The sequence below is a fragment of the Streptomyces sp. Ag109_O5-10 genome (assembly GCF_900105755.1).
In the GTDB taxonomy this organism is placed as follows: domain Bacteria; phylum Actinomycetota; class Actinomycetes; order Streptomycetales; family Streptomycetaceae; genus Streptomyces.
Genome location: NZ_FNTQ01000001.1, coordinates 65685 through 90338 on the forward strand (window position 1 = coordinate 65685; position 24654 = coordinate 90338).

At 69.4% G+C, this 24654-nt stretch carries 26 protein-coding genes; 14 read left to right on the forward strand and 12 right to left on the reverse strand.

The genetic code is table 11. From position 1 onward, the window contains the following. Nucleotides 1–40: 40 nt before the first annotated feature. Entirely contained in the window at nt 41–928 is an 888-nt protein-coding gene (locus BLW82_RS00340) for an SDR family NAD(P)-dependent oxidoreductase (RefSeq protein ID WP_093496918.1), read from the reverse strand. A 70-nt stretch (nt 929–998) separates the two neighbouring features. Here BLW82_RS00340 and BLW82_RS00345 point away from each other — a divergent pair, with 70 nt between their 5' ends. Further along, on the forward strand, nt 999–1931 hold the full coding sequence (locus tag BLW82_RS00345; protein WP_093496919.1) for a LysR family transcriptional regulator: 933 nt from the start codon (nt 999–1001) through the stop codon (nt 1929–1931). Nucleotides 1932–1964: 33 nt separating this feature from the next. Here BLW82_RS00345 and BLW82_RS00350 read toward each other — a convergent pair whose 3' ends face one another. Continuing rightward, entirely contained in the window at nt 1965–2378 is a 414-nt protein-coding gene (locus BLW82_RS00350) for a VOC family protein (RefSeq protein ID WP_256215552.1), read from the reverse strand. Between the two features lie 55 nt (nt 2379–2433). Between BLW82_RS00350 and BLW82_RS00355 the strand changes: the two genes are divergently transcribed. Then, nucleotides 2434–3045 (forward strand): TetR/AcrR family transcriptional regulator, encoded by a 612-nt coding sequence (locus tag BLW82_RS00355; RefSeq protein ID WP_093507757.1) that lies wholly within the window; start codon nt 2434–2436, stop codon nt 3043–3045. A 257-nt stretch (nt 3046–3302) separates the two neighbouring features. Here the strand turns inward: BLW82_RS00355 and BLW82_RS00360 are convergent, their stop codons facing one another. The 7 genes from BLW82_RS00360 to BLW82_RS42980 form a co-directional block, all read right to left on the reverse strand. Continuing rightward, nucleotides 3303–3668 carry an STAS domain-containing protein gene (locus BLW82_RS00360; RefSeq protein ID WP_093496921.1) on the reverse strand — a complete coding sequence of 122 codons (366 nt, stop codon included), beginning with the start codon at nt 3666–3668 and terminating at the stop codon, nt 3303–3305. 164 nt (nt 3669–3832) lie between these two features. Continuing rightward, a complete protein-coding gene (locus tag BLW82_RS00365; RefSeq protein ID WP_093507758.1) occupies nt 3833–4264 on the reverse strand; it encodes a DUF4259 domain-containing protein in 432 nt (143 codons plus the stop codon). A 62-nt stretch (nt 4265–4326) separates the two neighbouring features. Beyond that, nucleotides 4327–4734, reverse strand: coding sequence for a transposase (locus tag BLW82_RS44920; RefSeq protein WP_256215554.1), 408 nt, complete (start codon nt 4732–4734; stop codon nt 4327–4329). A gap of 57 nt (nt 4735–4791) precedes the next feature. Beyond that, nucleotides 4792–4974 carry a hypothetical protein gene (locus tag BLW82_RS44925; protein WP_256215556.1) on the reverse strand — a complete coding sequence of 61 codons (183 nt, stop codon included), beginning with the start codon at nt 4972–4974 and terminating at the stop codon, nt 4792–4794. Between the two features lie 224 nt (nt 4975–5198). Continuing rightward, the gene (locus BLW82_RS44930) at nt 5199–5936 is read right to left on the reverse strand and encodes a transposase family protein (protein ID WP_256215558.1); all 738 of its coding nucleotides are present in this window, start codon (nt 5934–5936) and stop codon (nt 5199–5201) included. Between the two features lie 185 nt (nt 5937–6121). Then, nucleotides 6122–6577, reverse strand: a complete 456-nt coding sequence (locus tag BLW82_RS00380; RefSeq protein WP_093496922.1) for a hypothetical protein — start codon at nt 6575–6577, stop codon at nt 6122–6124. 96 nt (nt 6578–6673) lie between these two features. Next, nucleotides 6674–6808, reverse strand: coding sequence for a hypothetical protein (locus BLW82_RS42980; RefSeq protein WP_256216268.1), 135 nt, complete (start codon nt 6806–6808; stop codon nt 6674–6676). Between the two features lie 585 nt (nt 6809–7393). Here BLW82_RS42980 and BLW82_RS46005 point away from each other — a divergent pair. Then, on the forward strand, nt 7394–8629 hold the full coding sequence (locus BLW82_RS46005) for an Ig-like domain repeat protein (RefSeq protein ID WP_143063616.1): 1236 nt from the start codon (nt 7394–7396) through the stop codon (nt 8627–8629). A 193-nt stretch (nt 8630–8822) separates the two neighbouring features. Here the strand turns inward: BLW82_RS46005 and BLW82_RS44940 are convergent, their stop codons facing one another. From BLW82_RS44940 to BLW82_RS00410, 3 genes are all read right to left on the reverse strand, one after another. Continuing rightward, nucleotides 8823–9761, reverse strand: a complete 939-nt coding sequence (locus BLW82_RS44940; protein ID WP_256215559.1) for a DUF6461 domain-containing protein — start codon at nt 9759–9761, stop codon at nt 8823–8825. Between the two features lie 63 nt (nt 9762–9824). Further along, entirely contained in the window at nt 9825–10463 is a 639-nt protein-coding gene (locus BLW82_RS00400) for a DUF6461 domain-containing protein (RefSeq protein ID WP_218162331.1), read from the reverse strand. A gap of 554 nt (nt 10464–11017) precedes the next feature. After that, nucleotides 11018–11599, reverse strand: a complete 582-nt coding sequence (locus tag BLW82_RS00410) for a hypothetical protein (protein ID WP_093496926.1) — start codon at nt 11597–11599, stop codon at nt 11018–11020. 48 nt (nt 11600–11647) lie between these two features. Between BLW82_RS00410 and BLW82_RS00415 the strand changes: the two genes are divergently transcribed. The 11 genes from BLW82_RS00415 to BLW82_RS00465 all read left to right on the forward strand — a co-directional run bounded on the left by BLW82_RS00415 (nt 11648) and on the right by BLW82_RS00465 (nt 24621). Further along, entirely contained in the window at nt 11648–12094 is a 447-nt protein-coding gene (locus BLW82_RS00415) for a hypothetical protein (RefSeq protein ID WP_143063618.1), read from the forward strand. Nucleotides 12095–12353: 259 nt separating this feature from the next. Continuing rightward, on the forward strand, nt 12354–12722 hold the full coding sequence (locus tag BLW82_RS00420) for a YrdB family protein (protein WP_093496928.1): 369 nt from the start codon (nt 12354–12356) through the stop codon (nt 12720–12722). 444 nt (nt 12723–13166) lie between these two features. Next, the gene (locus BLW82_RS00425) at nt 13167–14501 is read left to right on the forward strand and encodes an EF-hand domain-containing protein (RefSeq protein ID WP_093496929.1); all 1335 of its coding nucleotides are present in this window, start codon (nt 13167–13169) and stop codon (nt 14499–14501) included. Nucleotides 14502–15075: 574 nt separating this feature from the next. Then, a complete protein-coding gene (locus tag BLW82_RS00430; protein ID WP_256215560.1) occupies nt 15076–16068 on the forward strand; it encodes a LacI family DNA-binding transcriptional regulator in 993 nt (330 codons plus the stop codon). 113 nt (nt 16069–16181) lie between these two features. Beyond that, on the forward strand, nt 16182–17453 hold the full coding sequence (locus tag BLW82_RS00435) for an extracellular solute-binding protein (protein ID WP_093496931.1): 1272 nt from the start codon (nt 16182–16184) through the stop codon (nt 17451–17453). Nucleotides 17454–17462: 9 nt separating this feature from the next. Beyond that, complete coding sequence (locus BLW82_RS00440; protein WP_093496932.1) at nt 17463–18422, forward strand: carbohydrate ABC transporter permease; 960 nt, start codon at nt 17463–17465, stop codon at nt 18420–18422. A gap of 1 nt (nt 18423) precedes the next feature. Then, nucleotides 18424–19317: a carbohydrate ABC transporter permease gene (locus BLW82_RS00445; RefSeq protein ID WP_218162332.1), complete on the forward strand. Its 894-nt coding sequence runs from the start codon at nt 18424–18426 to the stop codon at nt 19315–19317. A gap of 63 nt (nt 19318–19380) precedes the next feature. Beyond that, nucleotides 19381–20397: a glycoside hydrolase family 130 protein gene (locus tag BLW82_RS00450; RefSeq protein ID WP_371131468.1), complete on the forward strand. Its 1017-nt coding sequence runs from the start codon at nt 19381–19383 to the stop codon at nt 20395–20397. Then, nucleotides 20394–21611: a Gfo/Idh/MocA family protein gene (locus BLW82_RS00455; RefSeq protein ID WP_093496934.1), complete on the forward strand. Its 1218-nt coding sequence runs from the start codon at nt 20394–20396 to the stop codon at nt 21609–21611. The genes BLW82_RS00450 and BLW82_RS00455 overlap by 4 nt, the downstream gene beginning before the upstream one ends. Beyond that, complete coding sequence (locus BLW82_RS00460) at nt 21608–23248, forward strand: glycoside hydrolase family 13 protein (protein WP_093496935.1); 1641 nt, start codon at nt 21608–21610, stop codon at nt 23246–23248. Before BLW82_RS00455 ends, BLW82_RS00460 begins: the two co-directional genes overlap by 4 nt. After that, a complete protein-coding gene (locus tag BLW82_RS00465; protein ID WP_093496936.1) occupies nt 23245–24621 on the forward strand; it encodes a phosphomannomutase/phosphoglucomutase in 1377 nt (458 codons plus the stop codon). Before BLW82_RS00460 ends, BLW82_RS00465 begins: the two co-directional genes overlap by 4 nt. Nucleotides 24622–24654: the final 33 nt, after the last annotated feature.

Below are 24654 nucleotides of genomic sequence, written 5' to 3' on the forward strand. Positions count from 1 at the left end.
GGTGTTGCGGCCGGGCGGCGGCCGGTGAGGTCCGGTGCGGTCAGGGGACGAGGATCGCGTCCTGCTCGACCGGGGGCGTGCCGTCGTGCCAGGGCAGGACCTTGCCGAAGCGCACTAGTTCGCCGTAGAGCGTGGGGTCGACGCGCTCGGCGAAGACCAAATCGAGGACAGCCTCAGCGGCCCGGGCGGGCGACTGTGCCTGGCTGTAGTCGCTGAACCACGGGCGCGAGGTCGCTGTGTCGACCATGCCGGGGCAGACGGCGGCGACGAGCGTGCCATCGGCCAGGTCCCGGGCGCGGCGTTCGGCGGCGACGGCACGAACGGCGGCGACCTGGGCCACCTTCGAGGGCACGTTCAGCCACAGCGGCCAGCCGGCCTCCTGCGCGGTCTTATGGTGGATGGCGCTACGCCACGACTCCACGGCGTACTCGACCTGGTCCAGGCTCGCGCCGTCGAACAAGTGGTGCAGCCGACCGTCGAGGTGACCGAGCGTCCCCAGGCTGCTGGCCACGACGAGCAGGCGCCCACCGGGACGCAGCACCGGGCCGAAGGAGCGCAGCATCGCGTGGGTGGCGGTGTTGGAGACGTCGATGAACTCATCGGCCCGCTCCGACTGCGACTCCTCGGGGAGCAGTCGGGCGACCGCGTTGGAGATGACGACGTCCACCCCTCCGTGGTGGACCCGCAAGTCCTCGGCGATACGGGCGATGGCGTCGGAGTCCGTGACGTCCAGGACCCGGCCCTCGATCCGGGCACGGGTGGCGGACAGCTGGGCGACTTCCCGGGCGGCGTCCGCCACGCGCTGTTGACTGCGACCGGTGAGCAGGACCAGGTCCTGCGGATCCATGCGGGCCGCCAGCCCCTCGGCGAAGGCCCGGCCGAGTCCCTGGTTGGCGCCCGTGACGAGGGCGATGCGTGAAGTGGTCATGCGTCCACGCTAGGAACCTGCCATCCATGAGTCCAACGAAAGTTTGGAACAGCCAGCATGCGTAAACATCATGGACTTCACGGATGTGTCACTGACTGCGTTGCGCGTCCTGCGGGCCGTGGCCGAACAGGGAACCTTCACTGCGGCCGCGGCGTCGCTCGGCTACACGCAGTCCGCGGTCTCCCGGCAGATCGCCGCGATCGAGCGCGCCGCAGGCACGGAACTGCTGGAGCGGCGGCGCGACGGGGCGCGGCTCACGCCCGCCGGCCGCGTCGTCGTGCGCCGCGCGACGGTCGTGCTCGACGAGATCGCCGCGACCGCCAGGGAACTGTCGGGCCTGCCGGAGCAGACCGGGACGGTGCGTCTGGGCTGGGTGCCCAGCGCCGGTGCCGTGCTGGTGCCCCGAGCCCTTGCCGCACTGCGTGAGAGCGATCCTGGACTTGAAGTCGTCGACCGCGAGGGCGGCACCCCGGCGCTGGTCCGCGCGCTGCGGGCGGGCAGCCTGGATCTGGCCCTGCTCGCCTCGGCGCCACCGTTCCGTGCGCCGGACACCGAGTCGCCCCCGCTGGCCCTGCAGACACTCACCGAACGCCCTCTGTGTCTCGCGGTGCCCGCCGCACATCCTCTCGCCCGTGGCACATACGTGGACGTGGCCGATCTGCGGGGGCAGCACTGGATCGCCGGGTCCTCTTCCGGGGAGGACCGCCTGATGGGTGTGTGGCCCGGCCTGGACGAGCGCCCGCCGATCGCCCACACCGCCCGCGACTGGCTGGCCAAACTCCACCTCGTCGCCGCAGGGTGCGGACTGACCACCCTTCCCGCCTCGCTCTTCTCCGCGGTACCTCCCGGAGTGCGGGTCCTCCCCGTCCGGGGCGGCCCGCAAGAACAGCGGCGCCTGCTCCTGGCCCGGCTGCCCGCCCCACCGACCCAAGCCGTGACACGTGTGGCAGCCGTCCTCCGCGCGATGGCCCTCGACGTCCACGTGCCCCATCCCTCCGCATGAGTGCGGCGATGCGCCAGCCCGGACCAGCACTGCTCATGACGTCTCGATCAGCTCTAGCAGATTGCCCTCCGGATCGGCGATGTACGCGTAGCGCATACCTTCACTGGCGCCGGGCGCAGGGCGTGACACCGCAGCGGCGCCGCAGTCCTGCGTCAGGCGGGCGAACGCGCCGTCGAGATCCAGGACTTGAAGCGCCAGGTGGGTGAAGGTCTGCGCGGCGGTGGCGGCAAAAGCGTCGGTGTGCGAGACGGGCCGCGAGCCGGACCGCTCGACGAACTCCACCCGCAGCCCCGCCGCATCACTCAGAACGACGGTACGGACTCCCGCCTCAGGCATCTCCAGACGCTCTTCCACCTGCGTGAGCCCGAACGCGTCGGCGTACCAGGCTTCCTGCGCGGCAAGGTCCGCGACCGAGAGGCTGACGTGGTGAAAGCGAGCAGCGGACATGACGACTCCCATGGTTAATGGCATTTACCTGGTAAGCGATGTTAACCTACCCGGCATGGCCCCTCCCGCTTCTCGACGTCCCGTCGGCCACCATCACGGCGATCTGCGCAACTCCCTCCTGCGGGCATCATTGGAGCTGGTCGGCGAGCGAGGTCCGCACGGCTTCACCCTCGCCGAAGCGAGCCGCCGGGCCGGAGTGAGCGTCGCGGCGCCGTACAAGCACTTCGCCGACCGGGACGCACTGCTGGCGGAACTCGCCACACAGGGCTACCGCGAGCAACGTCATCGCTTCGCCACGGCCGTGAGCGGCATCGAGGACCCTGCTGAACAGCTGGCGTCCTTCGCGGCGGCGTACGTCAGATTCGCCGCCGAGGAACCTGCTCTGTTCGATGTGACCTTCAATGCTGGCCTCGACAAGTCCAGGTTCGCCGAACTGGCCACGGCGGGCGACGAGGTGGCCCGCCTCCTGCTGCCGGTGGCCCGACAACTCGCCTCCACCCCGGACGCCGCATTCGACCTGCTGCTCAGGATCGCCGCTGCCGCGCACGGCCTAGGGGTTTTCCTGCGGCAGGGCCTGTTCGGTGCGGGAGACGCGGCCCTCTCGGACACCGAGGAGAAGGCCGCCCGTACGGCGCGGGCCATCACGCGACAAGACGCCAGCTCGTGATCACCTGAGTGGTGAACTCTGGCGCGCAGCCCCAGGCCCGAGAAGGGCCACGTTCGTGAGACTGATCCGCTGGGACACGGAGTAAGACACAGCCTGAAGCCGCAGGTCACAGCATCGCTACGAGACACGGCCGTTGAGATCCCACAGTTCTCTCAGCCTATGGTCTTCCCCGCTGCACGGCACGACCTCCGCCTCGTCCTGACCTGCACGGCCAGCTCCACGACGGTGGTCGTCGCGCCTCCCGGCCGGGCCCCGCTTCACGGCGCGACGGCGTCCTCCACGGGATGCCGGATGTCCAGGACCTGGTCCGCGCCGGTCAGCTCCAGCACCCGCCGGAACTGGTACGCGGGCCCGGCCATACGCAGCTGGTGGCCCCGGTGGTACTTCAGCAGCACGTTCAAGAGCGTGGAATCCGCAAAGGTCATCCCGGCCGCGTCCACGACGACCGGCTTGTGCGTGATGGCCGCGTCCTGCAGCGCTGCCGCCAGGAGGGGCGCGGAGTCGTAGCCGAAAGCGCCGTGGACGGCCACCACCCGCACCCCCTCCTGCTCGTACTCGGTCAGGTGGGGCAGCGCCGCAGCAAGAGAGGTGGTCGGGTCCGGCCGGCTCTCGTCGTCGTTCAGGAACTCATCCCTGTGAGTATGCCGGGACGATCCAGAACCGAAACTGCGGTAAACAGGCGCCGCCCCGCACCTCCTCGAGGAACGCCGGGCATGCAGGCAACTGGCACCTGGCTTTGTTCAGGAGAATGGATTCTGGCTCAACTTCTGCGCCGAGTGACACTCCGTTATGGCCGGACATCGAAGAGAGCGATGGAAGGTGGCGCCGGGGCAAGCACTGCGCGAAGGCGTGTGAGCATCGTGCGCCATTGCTTCCGGTCCTCCGGGTCGACCCAATTTGAGGCTGGCCCAGCCTCGTCGCTGGCAATGCGGGCCAGGCCTTCGTCAGCGAGTGCCCGAAGGTCTGCAGGAAACGCGGGCATGGGTGTTTTCGGGCCGTAGGGCGTGTCGACTGGTTCGCCCCCGGGGCATTGCGCCGCGATCAGTGCGGCGGCGGCCACCGCCTCGTCCGCTTCCGCGAGGAAGCCCGTGGCGTCGATCGTCCGGATGAGGACGCCTCGGATCATGGCTTCGCGTGCCTCGGGCTCGGCGTCGTCGAGAGCGTTGGCGAAGTCCGCAGCTGTGTCGTTGTCGAAAGGGCCGGTAGCCCAGGTTCCCATGCTGATCTCCTCGCGTAGCTTCCAACACCCCGGGATCCTCCCATCAGGCACCGACAACACGACTACTGGGATAGCAGGACTCGTTTGCGTAGGAGGTCGAAGCCTGCGCGGCCGACCATCTGGCGTTTGAGCATCTTGATCCGGTTGACATGGCCTTCGACGGCTCCGGAGCTCCAGGGCAGGGTGAGTCCGGCGATCACGTCATCCCGGTCGCGGTCGATGCCAGCGGCGAGGGTGTGAAGACTGGGCAGGTCGTCCTGCCGGACAGCGTCGAGCCATTCAGGCAGGCGCTCGCCCCGACGCTCGGTGAGCATGACCGCGAAAGACCGGACGTGGCGGGTCAGAGCGTCGAGTTCGGGGCAGTGAGTCCGGACAGTCTTGAGCTGGAGCTGCTCGGACTCGGTGAGGGTTTCCGGGTGCCGCAGGATCAATCCGGCGACGGCCCGAGGCGAGGGCAGCCGGGCTGTCACCGGTCTTGGTGAGGTGCGCTTATCGTGCAGGTAGGCTCGAACGCGCTGGTAGCTGCCCTAGTAACCGAGCGGCACGATCTCCTCCCACAGCTTCCACGCGTTGGTGCAGCCCTCGTTCCAGCGGTCATCCAAGTAGGGCTTGAAGTCGTCGAGGACGGAGGGCCGGCTCTGCCACTGCCCGGTGAACAGTGCCTCCGGGCTCGTGGCGTCGGCGAACTGCTTGACGGTGCGATACGTCATCCCGAGTTGCCGCTGGACCGAGCGTCGGCTGTGTCCTGCCTCCAGCAGGGAATGAATGGCGGCGTGCCGGGCCCGGGTCCGGTCGGCGAACCGGTGTCCTCGCAGCCAAGGCGGAGCGGCCGAGTCCGCGGCCGGGACGGCCTCAAGTTCGGGTTGAGGTGCTGCGGGCGCCAAGGCATGGAGGCAGCCGCTGTGCTGGGAGACGCTTCGCTCGGCGGCCTCGCTCAGGTTGTGCCAGAGCTGCCACCGGTCCGCGACCTGGACAGCCTGTGGGGCTCCGGCTGCAGCGCCCTCGGCGAAGAACGGAGCGCGGTCCCGGCAGACGACCTCGACGCCGGGCCGCTGGGCCGCTGGGCGAGCCAGGCAGCCAGACTCGTTGCCTCCCTGTCTGGAAGCAGATCGATCGGGCGGCGGGTTTCGACGTCCACGAGGACGCTGCCGTAGTGGCGGCCCTTGCGGGTGGCGTACTCATCGACACCGACCACACGCGGCGCGGGCACTTCCGGCTCGGGCAGCGCGCCGACCAGGCGCAAGACGGTGCTCCGGCTCACGGACGCGCCGAGGACGGTAGCCAGCCGGGCGCCGGCGCGACCGGCCAGGGCGAGTCCAACTGCGGCCAGAGTCGAGCGCAGCCGCTCGGTACGCTGGCCATGCCTGCGTGTCAGGCCGGGTATCTGCTCCACGAAGGTCAGGCGCGGACACACGGTGTTCCGGCACCGGAACCGCCGAACCCGGAGGTGGACTACGACTCTTCGTCCGGCACTCGGTACATCGGCGGGAAACCGCAGGTAAGAGCTGTGCACCCGGGCCGACCAGGCTCCGCATCCCGGGCAGGCGGCGCCAGCCGCGGTGCATTGCGCGTCAACGCGCACTATCTCGATATTCACGTCCACCGACAGCACCGCGACGTCCGCGACCGACGGGAACAACAGCTCCTCCAGCCGGAGCACAACCTCTTTCACGGCCGGGACTTTCGACCCAACCGCGCCTACCACAGCTCATTTTCGGGCGACTTCGGGAGCCACCTTTGGACGCTCAGCCGTCACTCCCAGTGTCCGCAGCACAGAAGTTGAGTCAGAACCGAAACTCGGTTCTGGCACAGATCTTGGAGAGCGATCGCGGAGAGTTGCGGTGGCGTTCGATTCGCTCAGAGCGCGATCGGCCGGTATTTCAGAGCCTCGTCGACAGTCTGCTCCGCAGACGGGTCCTGAAGGATGCCCGAGGGATGGAAGACCAGGTCACTCACCCGGGGATGCGACACGTTCGCTTCCAGGAGCCGCAGATAGTAGCCGCTCTCCGCAGAGGCAGTCAGGAGTCTGCGAACGATCTCAACGAGCTCGTCCCGGGTGATGTCCGCAACCACGGGGCGAGCCGGCCGGGCCGCCTCCCTCGCGAACTCCTCCAGGCTCCTGCTTCCGTCGTACTCAGCGAAGTCGAGTGCCACGTAGTCGTGACCGGTCATCGCGTTGAACGCCTCGATGGCCTCGCCCGCCGCCTCTGGGCGGGCGACCAGCAGCTCAGCGATCTGCTCAACCTCCGCGCACAGCTCGTCCAGCCGCTGCTGGCTCACGGGCGGGGGCAACAGCTCCGGTCTCAGGTCCACGGCCGCATTATGTCCGTCGGTGCCGACACGTCCCAGCCAAGCTCTCTGGGTGCGGTCAGTCCTCGGCCTTGGCGCAGGGTTCGGAGGCTTGGAGTGCTACTGGAGCAGGATCACCTTGCGGAGTAGTTCGAATCCGGCTCGGCCGTAGAGCTGCCGCTTGATCTTCTTGAGGCGGTTGACGGCACCCTCGATGTTGCCGGAGCTCCCGCTGAGAGTGAGCCCGGCTGTCACAGCGTCGAGGTCTCGGAGCAGGTGGAGAGCGAAGCCGGTGGAGGGGTGTCAGACCCCCGACCACGCCCCAGGACGCGCGGTGACCTGCGTGAGCCCGGTGTGATCGTCCGGGCTCGCGCAAGAGATGACGCAGGAGTAGGCGCAGGAGTAGGCGCAGGAGATGTCGCGCCGGGCCGGCGGTGCCTCTGTGGACCTCTCCTGGCTGCCGCAGAAGAGGTCTCGCCGGGCTTGACAGGCTTGCCCGGCGGGTTGAGCTACGAGAGCGGACCAGGCTTGCCGGGAGTGCTGCAACCCTCGGTGCACCCCTCGGTCCAAGGGTGGGGCCAACCCTCCAGCCCACCATGAGAAGTGCAGGTTGCCGGGTGCACTGGCCGGAGGACGGCGGGGAGTAGCGGGCGCGGGCATTGGTTCGGATTGCGATGTGCGCTGGTCGGTTGATCGCAACGCGGTACGACGGTGTGTTCGGGGTGCCGCAGCGAACGGATGTGGCTAGATCACCAGGCGGTCCCCTGAATGCGGGGCCGGTACATCGACCGAAGTCCGTGGCGCGCTGTGATGCCGTGCCCCTGTCGAGGAGTCCCCTTCATGAGATCGATCCCGAGGGCTGCGGTGTCCGGACGGCGCGGTGGCACAACCGGCGGCGGGCGGCCGGGGCGCGTGACCCACCGCGGCGCTGTCCTGCTCGCCACTGCCGTGCTTCCGGCCGCGGCGCTGGTGCTGCCCACGGCGACGCCCGCCGCGGCGGCGCCCGTCACCACCACCTTCAACGCCGGCGCCGACCAGTCCTTCACCGTCCCTGCCGGTATCATCCAACTGTCCGTCACTGCCACCGGTGCCGCAGGCCAGAACGGACCCAGCGGCGGCGCGGGCGGAAGCGGCGCCACCGTCAGCGGCACCCTCAACGTGACGCCCAACAGCACCCTGTACGTCAACGTCGGCACTGGGGGCGGCATCAGCAACGGTCCGGTCCCGTTCATTCCAGGCGGTGCCGGCGGCGGTTCGAGTGACATCCGCACGTGCAGTTCGGCCAACGCCGGCTGTGTCCTGACCGGCGTCCCCGGCACCGACCCACGCCTCATCGTCGGCGGGGGCGGCGGAGGAGGAGGTGCCGGAGTCGCTACGATCCCTGTCCTCGAGGCCACCGGCGGAGCAGCCGGAGACACCGGACAGCCCGGCGGCGAGCGACCGGACGGCGGCCAGGGCGGTGGTGGCGGGACCCAAACAGCCGGCGGCGCCGGGGGAGCCCTCTGCCCCGACAGCTCCGGTACAGCCGGTACCACAGGCCAGGCCGGTGCCGGCGGCCGGGCCGGCGGCACCATCGGCGGTGGTGGCGGTGGAGGCGGCTGGTTCGGCGGGGGCGGAGGAGGAGGCTGCAACTTTCTCGCCGGGGACGGCACCAGAGGCCCCGGCGGTGGCGGTGGCGGGTCGAACCTCGTCCCGGCGGGCGGTACCTCCGGACCTGCGTCGGGGGCGGCGCAGGTGACCATCACCTACACCCCGGGCAAGCCGGTCACCACCCTCCTGACCGCGATCCCGCAACGCACCCTGATCGGCCTGCCGGTCGTGCTCAGGGACCAGGTCTGCCCTGGTGCCGGCTCCACGACCAGACCCACCGGCACCGTGACGTTCACCGACACCACCACCCACACCGCCCTGGGCACACACCGCCTGCTGCCCACCCTCGGACACTGCGCCGCCGCAGGCCTCATCACCACCTTCCGCACCAGAGGCACCCACACCATCACCGCCGTCTACAGCGGCGACACGGTCTACCAGGGCAATAGCGACAACCCCGAAACCCGCCCGGTGACAGTGCTGTGACCAGCCGGTAGACGCACCCACAGTGGCCCCCGCCGAGCAATCCGGCGGGGACCGCATTCACAGGTCCATCGCGGCGTCAGCCTGCTGGTCTCGAGAGCCGACGCGCCGCAAATGCGGCCCGGGACCTTTGAGAAGATCCCGTATTCCCAGCCGGGCGGGCGACTGAGAAGGCCCGCCCACGCTTCGCATTCCGTCACTTCGAATGCCGCATTTCGTCGGCGCCCCGATGCCCCTGCCGGAACTCCGCCCTGACATCTCGCAGCGCCAGGCAAAGCCGCTCCGGGACGGATCGAACATCCGTGTCATAGTGGCCGATATCCTGCGGCTTGGGCGGCCGGAAGGCGTCACCCAGAACAGGAACGCCACCATGACCACTCCCCCGCCCCCGATCTCGGAGCCTGACTCCGCGCTGGTCTGCCCCGGCGACCGGGTCGGCCTGTGCGCCGGATGCCAGCGCAGGACGCACAGATACGGAAGTGGCGGCTCCCCGCTGTACCAGTGGTGCACGCGACCGGTGCAGGAACGGTGGGGTGCCGCACGCGGAATCGGCTGCGCGACCGCGTCGACCGCAGCCTTCGCAGGCTGCATGGCGACCAGAGATCGTCGCCCGACTGCAGAAGACAGCCTCCTCGACCGACGGGTCATCGGTCATCGCCAACGTTCTCGTAGCGGCGGCGCTCGCAGTCTTGTGGATCGTCCTTGGGCAATGGAGTGCGAGCGACGGCCAAGAGGACCTCGGCAAACTGCTGGACGCTGCATTCGCCGCCTTCTCGACCCCGGCACGCCAGCAGACGGACGCTCCGTTGTAAAGGCCGAGGCGGCGGCTTCCTCGGCGGTGTCGAAGCGGCCGAAAGGAGTGGGCGACCCGGCGGCGGTAATCGCGTCGTCGGAGTTCAGCCCCGGCCGCGAGCGCAGGGGGGTGTCGCTCCGACAGCGTCTCCGCGCACGGCATCCCAAGGCCACCGTCGAAGCCTAGGACAACGGTCCAGTCACCTCTCTCACCCGGGGCCTCGAAGGCACCCGCGACGTAGGACTCGTCCCAGTAGTCGTAACCCACCTCGGCACGGTGAGCGTCACCCGCCTCGATCAGCTTGGCCGTCCCTTCCCCAGTGCCGCGCGGCTCCGCCTCCATCGCCCGCAGCCCATTCACCGCCTGGCCCGCTCCCTCAGTCCCGTCTGTTTCCTGCTGCGGCGGTCAACCGCCGTAGGAGATGCCGATCGCCAGCATCTGGTCGGCGTCTACCTCGGCGGGAACAGAGCACCCCAGCTCTTGCTGGACGGCTCGCGTGGCGTTGGCGAAGGCATCGGCACGTTCGCCGCTGGCGATGGCCTCCCGGTGCCCGGTGAGTTGTTCCAGCCGGGCGGGGCCTTTGCCGAAATCGTTGTTGGGGTAGAGCGGGTCGAAGGAGGAGAGGATGTCGCCGTCTTCGGCGTAGGCGATCCAAGACGATCCCGACTCGCTCTCCCGCAGGGACAGGGCGGCCGTGCCGCGGGAGACCCTGGCGAGGATCTCGTCGGCGGCCAGGTAGGTGCCCTCGGTCTCGACCGCGAAGGACCAGCCGGCGTGTGTGCCGGCGCGGAGCAGTGTCACGTCTCCCCCGAGGAGTCCTGCTTCGTGGAGGGCGTCAGGGTCCAGGTGGGGCAGGTCGTCAGCGGTGATGCCTTCTCCGAGCACCGTAATGGTCTCGGCTTCCGCCCGGCTCACTGCGACCGGCTGGACGAGGATGCCGGCTGCTCGGCTCAGGAGTTCGGCAGGGGACAAGTCCTTGGCGAAGATCGTGCTGTACCCGAACTGGTACAGGCGCACGTTCGGGAAGGTCTCGGTTCTCATCATGGCCTCGGCGAGGGGGTCGGTCAGCTGTCTGCCGGCTGCCCGGCCCCAAGGGCCGGGCAGCGGTGGTCAGTGGCGGTTACTTCTTGTTCCCGGCGTCGACCCAGTATGCGTCTCCGCCAATGAGGCGCCACTGTTTGGTCTTGCGTCCGAGTTCGCCGCCGACGCCCTCGTTCTGGTCCTTCGGCATGCTGGCGCGGGCGCACAGCGCGTTCGCAGGGGGGCATCTTGCCCTGGTTGAGGCCGGGCCAGGTCAACGAGAGGTACTGCTTGCCGTCGATGGTCATGGAGACGACCGAGTACTGCTGGCGTACCGTGCCCGAAGTGACCCCTTGCTGGGCGCCGCTCTCCTTGGACTTGGCGAACGGGAACCCGTCGCACTGGACGGGCCTGGGCGTGCTCTCGTTGGCCGTGAAGGTGCTGTCGCAGACCTTGTCACGGTTCTTACGGGCGACTGTTTCGTTCGCCTCCCGGTGCAGAGGCTGCCCCTTGCCCTCCCAGCCAGGGTGGCTGTTGATGCTGGCCTGGGCCATGCCGATGAACTGAAGTGCCTCGCTCTACTTGGTGGGGATTTCCAGGGTCGGCGTGAAGGAGGGGACCACGCAGCCGGGGAGGGCACCGACCTCATTGCCACAGCGCACTTCCCAGCCCGCGCTCTGGTTCACGCCCCAGGTATAGGTGGCTTTCGTGTTGGCGTACGTCGTTGTCAGCGTGTATGCGAGCATCAGGCTGTCGTGCAGCGTGTTCTTGGTCCAGTTCCGCTGCCAGGTGCCCTCTTTCTCCGAGAGCAGAGAGACGGGTGCCGGGCCTGCCCAGGGGCCCGGGCCCCGCTGGCACGCGGAAACACATTCGGCCTTGACCGCAACGTTGAAGCTGCTGATCAGAGCTCCCGAGACACCCTGCACACGCGGGAAGAAGTCTTCCCTGAAGCTGACGTCGGTGTTCTGGTGTCGACCTGCTGCTTGAGTCAGAAAGGCCTCACCGATGAGTTCCCCGCTTTCTGTGTCGATCAGCTTCATATCGACAACCTGGCCCTCGCAGATGGATGTCCGGGTCACATGCACCACCCCCAGCTGCTGATCGTCGCACCAGGCGATCCCGCCGCCCGCTGCCGCCGCCCTCGCGACGCCCTTGGGCACCTGTGACGGGGCGGCACACGTCCCAGGCCAACGCGTACAGTTCGCGGCGTGTACTTTCCGGGCTGGCGGAGCTTCTGGTGGCGTTACATCGCCGGGCCAGGCGCAGTAGTGGTCTTCGTGGCCCTGATTGCCCTGATGATTCCGGCCCTGTCTGCGCACGACGGTCACGGGCAACGTGGTCGCTGGACGGCGACCAACATCCCGTGCAGCCGCAGCGGATGCGGCGAGGTCGGCACCTTCCTGTCTGCCGACGGCAGCGACAGGCGTACGCGGATCAGCATGTTCGGAAGCCCGGACCTTGCGATCGGTCAAGCCGTTCCCGCCGTCGACACGGGTGGTGACGAGGTATACCCGCCGGGCGGGGGCGATGCCTGGTGGCACGATCTCATCGGGGTGATCGCTGCTGGGCTGGCCAGCATCGCCTGGCTGTGGGCGTTTCCCGTCCGAGTCCTGCGGCAACGCCGCCGGAACCACCCGGACGCCGTGGTCTCCTGACGCAGCCAGACATCTCGGCAGCCCATGTCAGGCCTGGCTGTCGGGCGCGTGTGCAGCTCGGTCGGGCCGTTGCTGCACGTGAGGTTGCGGGGCATCGGAGGGCTGCGGCGAGACACCGAGACGGAATACCGCGCAGCCCCCTGTAAAAGGAGAGCCTGGTGCGGCGATTCGATGTCTTACGCTCAAGTCTGGCGGGGCTGCGAGCAGCGGCGGGCTCCGTTCTCTGCCGGCCCGCTGTTACGTCGAAGGGCGACGCCAGATGACGCTTCCTCCTCGCCTGCACGTGGTCAATGAGGGGCTGGCGTTCCTTCTGGAGATCGCAGCCCTCGCCGTCTTGGCCTGGTGGGGGTGGCAGAGCGTGGAGAGCAGGGCACTCGGTTTCCTTGTTGCCGTCGCCGCTCCGGCCGCCGCAACCGTCCTGTGGGGCATGTTCGCCGCCCCGAAGGCTCGAATACCCGTACCGCTGCCTGCAGTTCTCGCTGTCAAGGCACTCGTTTTCGGCGCGGCATCGGCCGCGTTGTATGCCATGGACCACGCCGCTTGGGCCACCCCTTTCGCGGTCCTGGCCGTGGCCAACACAACCCTTGCGACCCTGGACCGCCAAGCCGCAATGCACCGGGGCGCCTGACCTATTGCGGCTTTGCCCCATCAACGGCCGGGGAGTTGCCACCGTGCTCTACAGGCGGGTTGGCGGCCCGGCCGGGTGTCGCGATGGCAGTGTGCTCCCCCGCCGACGCGGCGCCGTCCGACGTACGGTGACCCGCAGGTCTGGCCGCGGTGGAACGTGGCCGGACGGCTCCGCTTTGTTCGCACGCGTCTTCGCTACGGAGAGCCCAGCCGGCGTCCGCGGTCCGACTCGGAGGACGGCAGCGGACGGCCCTGCCCCGGATCGGCAGCGGACCGCCCTGCCCCCGATCATCCGAATGACGACCCTCCCGGCCGGAGCGGATCCTCCGGGCCTCTGGGGCGCGGTCTGCCGTGCCGCCGCAGGGGTAGCGGATTCGCTGCGCGGGTGGGCCAGCACAGCCCTGGCTGACGACAAAGGAACAACGCGCGGGCGGCACACCTTCGGGTGATCACCGCTGGCGTCGCGGCAGCGGTCCGTTCCTCGCCGCCGAGCTTTCCTGATGATCACCTGGAGAGCAGCTTCTCACGGAAGGACGACACCACCGTGGGCGCGTGCCAGACGAGGGCTCTCCGCCTTTTCGACCTCATCGACACCAGCAAGAACGGTTACGCCGACTACGAAGATCTGCCGCGCGCCGCCGACGATCCGGGGAGTACGGACGCCCAGAGGGCCCGCATCCTCAAGACGTTCATCACGGGAGTCGCCAAGGCCGCCGACTCCAACATGGACACCCGGGTGACCAAGATGGAAATGATCTCGTGCGCGGAGAGGACGATGGTCGGGACGTCGGCCTCCGACCTCCCCGGCTACATCCGCGAGACCACGGCCGGAGTCTTCGCGCTGATGGACTCCGACGGAAGCGGCAGGATCGGCGAGGGCGAGTTCGAGAGGTACCTCAAAGTTCAGAACGTCACCGACCCGGGCGCCGTGGACGAGGGGGCGCGCCTCGACCGTGACAGCGACGGGTTCCTCGCCCTCGACGATCTCACCTGCGGCACCCACCGCTTCTTCGCCGCCCCGGAGAACGACGTGCCAGATCACTGGCTCCCCACCGTCGTCTCCGCCTGGCGCCCCGGGGCACCCACGCCCGCCCGAGGTCACGGCCGTTCGTGTCACCCCGCACCTCGTCGGGGCAGGCAGCAGCGCGCGTTGCCGGATGCAAACGCCGTCTGCCGGACGGGTCCGGGCTGCCGTTGCACCACCGTGGGCACTCCCGCCCGCGGCCCCACGCGCCAGGCAACGGAATGGGCCCGTCATGACAGCGGCGGCACCAACAGGCAAGACCTGCAGGGCCATTGCGGGGCAGTCGGAAGGGACTTTCCAGGAGCGCCGGATGCCGAACTTCCTTCCATTGCTGCCGATCGAGCAGTCCGGGATCTCCACTGCCTCGTGGCCGCCACTGCCTCGTGGCCGCCGCTGACGCCGAGCCAGGTGCTGCTCGGCGGAGGCGGTGCGATCGGTGCCGGCATCGTCCTGGTCCTCGATGCGCTGCGGTCACCGGCGAACCGACAGTCGTTGGCTGCCGCTCCGGGACCACGTACGTTCGGGCAGCACGCCGGCCGAGGGGGTTTCGGGCCGGGAAGCCGACAGTACGGCCGGAATCGCTTCCGGCATCGAGCCAGTCATGCGCCGAGCCCATCGCCCTGGCTGGACGGCACAGTCGGCACGACGCCTGATCCGTGGAACGGCCGGTTGAGGCACTCGGTCACACCGACAGGGCGCAGTTCGCGACCGGAGCGCACGGTCAGTGGTCGTGGGCCGGGTGGCCGATGCCGTTGAGCCGGGCGCCCGGGAGTCTCGGTGTCTGGGCCCGCAGCCCTGGATGTGGTGCGGCTCGGATTCAGGTCTCCCGCGGCGCGCCCCTGCGCCGGCCCCGTCCGCACGGCCGGCGGACCGGTGGCCGGTCCGCGCGCCGTCGGCCCTCGTCCACGGCAGCGCCCTCCTCCGGCGATGTCCTTCCCGGAGCCCCAGAGCGATCGCGATCAGGTGCTTCGGCGCAGCTCGGCGGTCTGCGGCGAGGGACACGTCCACCCATCAGACAGAGAGCGATCTTCGCGTCAGCAAACATTCACAAGGATCGAGGCGGCACGTGTCGAAGCCCACGAGAGTCGACCCTCGCGCTCGGCACCCGGCGGACATTACGGTCTATATGTAAAACATTCAACGAGTTTCTCTCCACCCCTTGACTTCTCGCGTTCTTTGCGCGGAGGCTACGGACTTGTCATTCAAACCGGTTTAAACGCCGAGGCGGCCTCGCGCCGCCGAGCCGTCACGGCACCTTCCTGGGGTGCCGTGAGGCGCCTGCCGTCGAACGAAAGCGGTGCGTATGTCCCGTCGTCCCACCATCGGTGACGTGGCCAGACTGGCCGGCGTCTCCCGCGCGACGGTCTCCTTCGTGCTCAACAACCGACCGGGCGTCGCGGCGGACACCCAGCGCCGGGTACGGTCCGCGGCCGAAGAACTCGGATGGACCCCGAGCTCCAGCGCCCGCGCGCTTTCCACGGGCCGCGTCCGAGCCGTCGGACTGGTCCTGGCGCGCGAACCCGAGCTCATCGGCACCGACCCGTTCTTCCCCGCGTTCATGGCGGGGATCGAGACAGTGATCTCGGAGACCGGTGACGGTCTGATGCTGCAGATGAGCCGGCCCGAGAACGAGGTGGACACCTACCGCAGGCTCGCGGCCGACCGACGGGTGGACGGCGTGTTCCTCACCGACCTGCGCACCGACGACCCCCGTCCGGCCCTGGTCGCCGAGCTCGGGCTGCCGGCCGTGGCCGTGGGGACTCCGGACACCGGGACCGGCCTGCCCTCGGTCGGTCTGGACGACCGTCCGGCCGTACGGGAGGCCGTGCGCCATCTCATCGCGCTGGGACATCGCGACATCGCCTACGTCGCCGGTCCCGACGAGTTCGTCCACGCCCGCCGCCGCGGTCAGGCCTGGAGCGACGCCCTCGCCGACGCGGGCCTGCCTGCCGGAACGTTACTGCAGGGCGGCTTCACGGCCGAGGGCGGAGCACGCGCCACCCGCGAACTGCTGCGGCAGCCGTCTCCCCCGACGGCGATCGTCTACGGCAACGACCTCTCGGCCACGGCCGGGATGGCGGTAGCCCAGGACGCCGGACTGCGGATGCCCGAGGACCTGTCCGTCGTCGGCTTCGACGACGTACCCCTCGCGTCCTACACCAACCCGTCGCTGACCACCTGCCGATCCAATCCGGTCTCCTGGGGCAGGGCATCCGCCCAGGCCCTGGTGGAGCTGATCGAGACCGGCAGCACAGCCGACCGGGAACTCGAGCCGGCCACTCTCGTGGTGCGCGGCTCCACCGGCCCGGCGCCGGTGCGCTGAGCAAATCGACCCGCGGCACGCCTGTTGCGCCCGAGCCCCCGGGACGGGGCGGGAGACCCACAGCAGGCGGGCCGTACCGCAAGACATTCATCCAGCAAGAAACGGAACCTCCAATGAAGAAGGCTCTCCTCGTCATGCTGCCCGTGGCGGCGCTGACGCTCTCCGCGTGCGGCAGCGGCGGCTCCGACTCGAGCGCCTCCGACGACGCGCACGGACCGATCACCGTCTGGTACTCCAACAACGCGCAGGAAGTCGCGTGGGGCAAGAAGATGGTGGCGTCCTGGAACGCGACGCACCCCAAGGAGAAGGTGACCGCCCAGGAGATTCCGGCGGGCAAGAGCTCCGAAGAGGTCATCGGCGCGGCGATCACCGCCGGCAACGCTCCCTGCCTGGTCCTCAACACCGCTCCGGCTGCCGTGCCCGGCTTCCAGAAGCAGGGCGGCCTCGTCCCGCTGGACGACTTCCCCGACGGCAAGAAGTACCTGCAGGACCGCGTCGGCGGCAAGCTGTCGCAGTACGCCTCGCCGGACGGCAAGTACTACCAGATGCCGTGGAAGAGCAACCCCGTGATGATCTTCTACAACAAGGACCTGTTCAAGAAGGCGGGACTGGACCCGGAGCACCCCAAGCTCTCCACCTACCAGGACTTCCTCGACACCTCCCGCAAGCTGGTCGCCGCCAAGGCGGCCAAGGCCGCGATCTGGCCGACTCCGTCGTCGGAGTTCTACCAGTCGTGGTTCGACTACTACCCCATGTTCACGGCCCAGACCGGCAAGCAGCTGGTCGAGAACGGCAAGGCCCAGTTCGCCTCGGCCGACGGCATTAAGGCCGCCGAGCTGTGGAAGACCATGTACTCCGAGCACCTGGCGCCGAACGAGACGTACAACGGCGACGCCTTCGCCGACGGCAAGGCCGCCATGGCCACCGTGGGCCCCTGGGCGGTCTCCGTCTACGGCGACAAGGTCAAGTGGGGTGCGGTGCCGGTGCCGACCTCGGACGGCACCCCGGGCAAGGGCACCTTCAGTGACGAGAAGTCCATCGGCATGTTCACGGCCTGCAAGAACCGTGCGACGGCCTGGGACGTCATGAAGTTCGCCACCAGCAAGGACCAGGACGGTCAGCTGCTGGAGGCGACCGGCCAGATGCCCATGCGCGCCGGCCTGACCAGCGCCTACCCGGACTACTTCGCCTCGCACAAGGACTACACGGCCTTCGCGCAGCAGGCGGATCACACCATCGAGGCGCCCAACGTCCCCAACTCCGTCGAGGTCTGGCAGACCTTCCGTGACGCCTACAGCAAGTCCGTGATCTTCGGCAAGGGCGACGTCGCCGCGACCCTCAAGGCCGCCGCGGCCAAGGTGGACGAACTGGCACAGGACAAGTGAGCACGCCCCATGTCCACCACCACCTCTGACGCCCGCCGGCGCCGACGCGCCGGCGGGGGGACGGCGAAGCCGCCGACGCCACGCTCGCCGTGGCGGCTGCGGCTGGGCGGCCACCAGCCCATCGGCATGCTCTTCGTCTCCCCGTACCTGATCTACCTCGCGGCGATCTTCGTGTACCCGCTCGGCTTCGCCGTGTGGATGTCCTTCCACGACTACTACTTCGCCGCTCCCGGCGTGCAGGTCGACCGGCCCTTCGTGGGCCTGGACAACTACACGACGGTGCTCACCGACCCGGACGTCTGGCGCTCCTTCCTCAACATCGCCGTCTTCCTGGTCATCAACGTGCCGCTGACCGTGGTCGGTTCACTGGTCCTGGCCAACGCGCTCAACAAGAAACTCCCCCTGCGGTCCTTCTTCCGCACGGCCTACTACATCCCCTACATCACCGCCAGCGTCGCGGTCGTCGGTGTGTGGCTGTTCCTGTTCAACAGCGACGGCCTGGTCAACCAGGCGCTGGGCCCGCTGGCCCCTAGCCCGTCCTGGCTGGTCAACTCACACCTGGCGATGCCGGTCGTGGCGATCTTCGTGGCGTGGAAGCAACTGGGCTTCTTCGTGGTGCTGTACCTGTCGGCGCTGCAGAACGTGCCGAACGAGCTCTACGAGGCGGCGGAAATCGACGGCGCCGGGCGGCTGCGCATCTTCCGCTCGGTCACGGTGCCCGCGGTGCGGCCCGCCACCCTGCTGGTCCTGATCCTCGCGACGATCACCGGCGCCAACCTCTTCACCGAGCCCTATCTGCTCACCAGCGGCGGCGGACCAGACGGCGCGACGACCTCGCCCGTGCTGCTGATGTACCAGCGGGGTCTGCAGCAGGGACACCCGGACGAGGCAGCGGCCATCGGCGTGATCCTCGTCGTGCTGATCACCGCCATCTCACTCGTCTACCGACGCCTCGTGGAAAGGGACTGAGATGACCACCGACGTCGCAGCCCGCCCCTCCGGCGAGCGCTCCGGAAACGAGCGGCCCTCACGCACCCGCACTCGGGCGATCGGCTCGCGGATCGCCCTGCTCATCGGCGCGTTCGCCTTCCTCTTCCCCTTCTACTACATGATCATCGGATCGCTGCAGAAGGAGCCGGACTCCAGTCCCACCGGGGCGTTCCCCAGTCCGTCCAACCTGACCCTGCACAACTACGCGGCGATCGACTCGGCGATCTCCCTGGGCCGTTCGCTGGTCAACTCCGGCATCTTCACCGGCGGTGTGATCATCTGCACCACCGTGTTCGGTCTGCTCGCCGGGTACGCCCTGGCCCGGTTGCAGTTCCGCGGCCGCGGTTCGACGTTCGCCCTGGTGCTGCTGGTCCAGGTCGTACCGTTCCAGCTGCTGCTGATCCCGCTGTACGTGCTGATCGTCCGCGACTACGGACTGGCCGACTCCTACCTCGGCATGATCCTGCCTTTCGCGATCAACACGAGCGCCGTGTTCATCTTCCGCCAGTTCTTCCTCCAGTTGCCGGCCGCCATGTTCGAGGCCGCCCGCATCGACGGCGCGAACGAACTGCAGATCCTGTTCCGCATCGCGGTTCCGCTGTGCAAGCCGGCCCTCTTCTCGGTCGTACTGCTCAGCTTCACCGGCCCCTGGAACGAGTTCCTCTGGCCGTTCCTCGTCACCAAGCGGCAGGACATGCAGCCGCTGGCCGTCTCCCTGGCCAACTACATCAGCACCGTCGCGTCCGCGGCCGCCAACCCCTTCGGCACCATACTCGCCGGAGCCTGCGTCCTGGCCGCGCCCGCTGTGGCGCTCTATCTCGTCTTCCAGCGCCGGTTCAACTCCACCGACATCGACTCAGCAACGAAGGGCTGACCTTCCGTGTCCCACAGCACCACCAACCCTGTCCCCTACACCCTGACCCGGGTCGGCGTCGTGATGTCCCCCCTGCCCGGCGAGGCCAACGAGGTCGAGGGCGTGCTCAACCCGGCCTCCGGCCGCACCCCCGACGGCACGCTGCACCTGCTGCCGCGGCTGGTCGCCGACGGCAACGTTTCCCGTGTCGGCCTCGCCGAGGTCGTCCTGGACGACGGCGTACCCACCGGCGTCGAGCGACGCGGTGTGGTCCTCGCACCCGACGCCGGCTGGGAGCGCGGCAAGAACAACGCCGGCGTCGAGGACCCCCGCACCACCTGGATCGAGGACCTCGGCCGCTACGTCATGTCGTACGTGGCCTACGGTCCGCTCGGCCCCAAGCCGGCCCTCGCCGTCTCCGAGGACCTGGTCCACTGGGAGCGTCTGGGCCCGATCCAGTTCGCCTACCAGCCCGATCTCGACACCGATCTCAACCTCTTCCCGAACAAGGACGTCGTGCACTTCCCCGAGCCCGTGCCGGGCCCGGACGGCGCGATGTACTACGCCATGCTGCACCGGCCGATGTGGGACCTCGGGTGGTTCCGGCCCGGTGAGGGCGTCCACCTGCCGGCCGGGGTGACCGACGAGCGCCCCGGAATCTGGATCTCCTACGTCCCGGTCGACGAGGTCAAGCAGGACCTCGGCGCCCTGACCCGGCCGCGCCACCACCGCCTGGTGGCGCTGTCCGAGTACGCCTGGGAAGAGCTCAAGATCGGCGCCGGCCCGGCTCCGATCCGGGTCGACGAGGGTTGGCTGCTCATCCACCACGGTGTCTCGGGCACCATCGAGGACCCCTTCGCGCAGGTCCAGACGGTCAACTACGCGGCCGGTGCGATGATCCTCGACCCCGCGGACCCCTCCCGTGTCATCGCCCGCACCGCCGAGCCGCTCATGGCCCCGGAGACCGAGGAGGAGCGCTCGGGCACCGTGCCCAACGTGGTCTTCCCCACCGCCGTGGAGGAGATCGACGGCGTGCGGTACGTCTTCTACGGCATGGCCGACGCGCACATCGGCGTCGCCCGTCTGGACCGGTCCGCGTGACCTCCGGCCGTACCGGGCGCCGCGTCGCTCTGGTCGGCTGCGGGGCCTTCGGCACGTTCGTGCTGGACGCGATACACGACATCCCGGCACTGCGGATCGTCGCGTGCGCCGACGCCGACCGGCGGCGGGCCCAGGTGCTCGCCGACCGGTACGGCGCGGCCGTCCACACGAGCGTGGCGGACGTCGCCGCGGCGCCGGACGTCGACGTGGTCGTGCTGGCCACCCCGCCGGCCGCGCACGCGGACGCCGCGGTCACCGCACTACGGGCGGGCAAGCACGTCTTCTGCGAGAAGCCGATGGCCCTCGGCGTGGCGGACGCGGCGCGGGTCGAGGCGGAGACCCGCGGCTCGCGCGGGGTGTTCGTGATCGACCACGTCCTGCGCTACAACCCTCTCCTGCGGCTGCTGAAGCGGCTCGGGGAGGAGCAACTGCTGGACCCGCTGCGGCGGTTCGCCTTCGAGAACGACGCCTCCGACGAGGACCTCGGGCCCGGGCACTGGTTCTGGGACCCGGCGCGCAGCGGAGGCATCCAGGTCGAGCACGGCGTGCACTTCTTCGACGCGGCCAACGCCCTGATGGGCAGCGTCCCGTTCCAGGTGCAGGGCACCGAGGTGCGGCGCGCCGAGGGCCCCGTGGACATCGTGGTGGCCACCGCCGTCCACCCCGGGGGCGCCGTCGCCACCCACACCCACTCCTTCACCCACGCCCACCGTGCGGAGCGCCAGTTGATGCGGCTCGACTACGGCTTCGCGGAGGCCCGTGTCACCGGCTGGATCCCGACTCGGGCGACGATCAGCGCGTGGACCGACGAGGCGGGTGCGGTCCGTTGGGAGGCGCTGCCCGCACGGGCCGCCGAACTCCTCGCCGTCGACGGTCTGCGGCCGCACGGGCAGGAGCGGGTGACGGTGTCCGTGACGCGCGACGCCGGGTCGGCCGAACCGGCCCGCGGCCGGGGTGTGTCACGCAGCGTGCCGCACCGGGTGGAGTGCGTCGTCGACCTCGGCGGGGAGGACCGCAAGCAGTACGTGTACACCGAGAGCGTGCGGGCCGCCATGACGGACCTATTGCACTGCGCGGAACACGGTGGCACCCCGCAGGCCGACGCCGCGGCCGGCCTGGCCGCCGTGGCCGTGGCCGACGCGGCCACCCGTTCCGCACGGAGCGGCCGCACCGTCACCCTCACCGCGCCCGCCGTCGACGGAGCCGCACGATGACCGTGACGCCCGCACCCGTCCCGCCCTCCTGCTGGTGGCGGGAGGCGGTCTGTTACGAGATACACCCGAGGGCCTTCGCCGACGGCAACGCGGACGGCGTCGGCGACCTCCCCGGTGCCACCGCCCGGCTGGAGCATCTGGCGGGACTGGGCGTGGACGCGGTGTGGATCACTCCCTTCTACCCCTCGCCGTTGGCGGACGGTGGTTACGACATCGCCGATCACACCGGCGTGGCGGCCGACCTCGGAACGGCCGCCGATTTCGCCGCCCTGGTGACGAAGGCGCACACGCTCGGCCTCAAGGTCCTCGTGGACGTGGTCCCCAACCACACCTCGCACCGGCACCCCTGGTTCCGCGCGGCGCTCGCCGCCGGTCCGCGGTCTGCGGCCAGGGAGCGCTACCTCTTCCGGGACGGCCGCGGGGAGAAGGGTGAACTGCCGCCCAACGACTGGCAGTCCGCCTTCGGCGGTCCCGCCTGGACCCGGATCGACGAGGCGGACGGCCTCCCCGGCCAGTGGTACCTGCACCTGCACGCCCCGGAGCAACCCGACCTGAACTGGCGCAACACCGAGGTGCCCGCCGAGTTCGAGCGGATACTCCGGCACTGGCTGGACCAGGGCGTCGACGGGTTCCGCGTAGACGTCGCGCACACCCTGTTCAAGGCGGAGGGTCTGCCCGACGCGGGTCCCGGCCAGCACCAGGACGTGCACCGCAACCATCTGATGCCCTACTACGACCAGGAAGAGCTGCACCCGCAGTTCCGGAGGTGGCGGGCCCTCCTGGACAACCACCCCGCCCCAGCGGGAGCGGTGCCGCCGCACGAGCGGGTGATGGTCGCCGAGGCCGGCGTCTTCGACCGCGAACGCCTGGCACGCTACGTCGCGCCCGGCGAGATGCAGCAGATCTTCAACTTCGCCTTTCTGGAGAGCGCTTGGGACGGACCGGCGATGCGTGACGTGATCGACCGGTCCGTGCAGGCCATGTCCGCGGTGGGCGCTCCCGTGACCTGGGTGCTGTCCAGTCACGATGCGGTGCGTCCGGTCACCCGCTACGGAGGGGGCCCACTGGGCGAGCGGCGCGCTCGTGCGGCGGCGCTGCTGATGCTGGCCCTTCCCGGGGCGGCCTACGTGTACCAGGGCGAGGAACTCGGCCTGCCGCAGGCCCACGTTCCGGACGACCGGATCCGAGACCCCTTGTGGGAACGTTCCGGGCACCGCGTCCGAGGACGTGACGGCAGCCGGGTGCCCCTGCCCTGGGCGGGCGGTGTCCCGCCGTACGGCTTCAGCGACGCCGACCCCGACAGCTGCTGGCTTCCGCAGCCGCCGGGCTGGGCCGCTCTCACCGTGGCGGCTCAGCGGGACGACGCCTCCTCCATGTTCACGCTGTACCGCGCGGCGCTGCACCTGCGGCGCGCCCACCCGCCCATGCGCACCGGACTGCACCTGCAGGGCCCCGCGAGCGGCGAATGGTTCGCCTTCGACCGGTCGGCAGGCCTGCGGTGCCTGGTCAACTTCGGTGCGCGCCCCGTCAGGCTGGACGACCGTGCCCGGGTGCTGCTGTCCAGCGCACCGCTCGACGGCAGGGATGTCCCGCAGGACACCACCGTCTGGATCGTTCTCGAGGAGTACCCGCAGTGAGTGACCTGTCAGGCATCGACCTGTCCGCAGTGGTGAAGGCCTACGACGTCCGAGGCGTCGTACCCGAACAACTCAACGAAGATCTTGCCCTGTTGTTCGGCGCGGCCTTCGTCGAGACGACGGGTGCCGAGGCCATCGTGACGGGCCACGATATGCGGTCCAGTTCGCCCGGTCTCGCCGCGGCCTTCGCGCGCGGTGCCGCCGCGCAGGGAGCCGACGTCACCGAGATCGGCCTGTGTTCCACGGACGAGCTGTACTACGCCAGCGGCACCCTGGGGCTGGCCGGCGCGATGTTCACGGCCAGCCACAATCCCGCCCGCTACAACGGCATCAAGATGTGCCGTCCGGGCGCGGCTCCGATCGGTCAGGACACCGGACTGCGCGAGATCCGCGCCCTCGTGGAACGCTGGGCCGCGGGTGAGGGCCTGCCCGAACCGCGACGGCCCGAGGGTTCCGTCGTCCGCCGCGACATGCTGGAGGAGTACGCGGCCCACCTGCTCTCGCTCGTCGACCTCTCCGGCATCCGCCCGCTCAGAATCGTGGTGGACGCCGGCAACGGAATGAGCGGACTCACCGCGCCGGCCGTCCTCGGCAAGGTTCCGGTCGAGGTCGTCCCCCTCTACTTCGAGCTCGACGGGACGTTTCCGCACCACGAGGCCAATCCGCTCAACCCGGCCAATATCGTCGACCTGCAGAACGCGGTACGGGAGAACGCAGCCGACCTGGGGCTCGCCTTCGACGGTGACGCCGACCGCTGTTTCGTCGTCGACGAGCGCGGCGAGGCGGTGACGCCGTCGGCGGTGACCGCACTGATCGCCGTCCGGCTGCTCGCCGAGCATCCGGGGAGCACGGTGCTGCACAACCTGATCACGTCGAGGACAGTGCCCGAGGTGGTCCGCGAGCACGGCGGCACGCCCGTCCGCACCCGGGTGGGTCACTCGTTCATCAAGGCCGAGATGAACCGGACGAACGCGGTGTTCGGCGGCGAACACTCCGCGCACTACTACTTCCGGGACTTCTACAACGCGGACACCGGCATGCTCGCCGCCCTCCATGTGATCGCGGCTCTCGGTTCACAGCCGGAGGCGCTGTCCGGCCTGGTGCGCCGCTATCAGCGCATGCCCGCATCCGGTGAGATCAACTCCACCGTCCGTGACACGCAGTCCACTCTCGCGGCAGTCCGCGAGCACTTCACCGCGCGTCCCGGCGTCGCCACCGACGACCTCGACGGCCTCACCGTCTCCGCCCCCACATGGTGGTTCAACCTCCGTCCCTCCAACACCGAACCGCTCCTACGGCTCAACGTGGAAGCGACGGAGTCGTCGACCCTGAACCGCATACGAGACGAGGTCCTGACACTCGTCCGCGCATGACGGAGAGGGGCCGGACGTCCTGACCGTGGCGCT

What these genes read in the sequence shown, in the direction of transcription:
- BLW82_RS00340 (WP_093496918.1), bottom strand. Translation starts at nt 928, where the DNA reads ATGACCACTTCACGCATCGCCCTCGTCACGGGCGCCAACCAGGGACTC.
- BLW82_RS00345 (WP_093496919.1), top strand. Translation starts at nt 999, where the DNA reads ATGGACTTCACGGATGTGTCACTGACTGCGTTGCGCGTCCTGCGGGCC.
- BLW82_RS00350 (WP_256215552.1), bottom strand. Translation starts at nt 2,378, where the DNA reads ATGTCCGCTGCTCGCTTTCACCACGTCAGCCTCTCGGTCGCGGACCTT.
- BLW82_RS00355 (WP_093507757.1), top strand. Translation starts at nt 2,434, where the DNA reads ATGGCCCCTCCCGCTTCTCGACGTCCCGTCGGCCACCATCACGGCGAT.
- BLW82_RS00365 (WP_093507758.1), bottom strand. Translation starts at nt 4,264, where the DNA reads ATGGGAACCTGGGCTACCGGCCCTTTCGACAACGACACAGCTGCGGAC.
- BLW82_RS44925 (WP_256215556.1), bottom strand. Translation starts at nt 4,974, where the DNA reads ATGACGTATCGCACCGTCAAGCAGTTCGCCGACGCCACGAGCCCGGAG.
- BLW82_RS46005 (WP_143063616.1), top strand. Translation starts at nt 7,394, where the DNA reads ATGAGATCGATCCCGAGGGCTGCGGTGTCCGGACGGCGCGGTGGCACA.
- BLW82_RS44940 (WP_256215559.1), bottom strand. Translation starts at nt 9,761, where the DNA reads ATGGAGGCGGAGCCGCGCGGCACTGGGGAAGGGACGGCCAAGCTGATC.
- BLW82_RS00400 (WP_218162331.1), bottom strand. Translation starts at nt 10,463, where the DNA reads ATGATGAGAACCGAGACCTTCCCGAACGTGCGCCTGTACCAGTTCGGG.
- BLW82_RS00420 (WP_093496928.1), top strand. Translation starts at nt 12,354, where the DNA reads ATGACGCTTCCTCCTCGCCTGCACGTGGTCAATGAGGGGCTGGCGTTC.
- BLW82_RS00435 (WP_093496931.1), top strand. Translation starts at nt 16,182, where the DNA reads ATGAAGAAGGCTCTCCTCGTCATGCTGCCCGTGGCGGCGCTGACGCTC.
- BLW82_RS00440 (WP_093496932.1), top strand. Translation starts at nt 17,463, where the DNA reads ATGTCCACCACCACCTCTGACGCCCGCCGGCGCCGACGCGCCGGCGGG.
- BLW82_RS00445 (WP_218162332.1), top strand. Translation starts at nt 18,424, where the DNA reads ATGACCACCGACGTCGCAGCCCGCCCCTCCGGCGAGCGCTCCGGAAAC.
- BLW82_RS00450 (WP_371131468.1), top strand. Translation starts at nt 19,381, where the DNA reads ATGTCCCCCCTGCCCGGCGAGGCCAACGAGGTCGAGGGCGTGCTCAAC.
- BLW82_RS00460 (WP_093496935.1), top strand. Translation starts at nt 21,608, where the DNA reads ATGACCGTGACGCCCGCACCCGTCCCGCCCTCCTGCTGGTGGCGGGAG.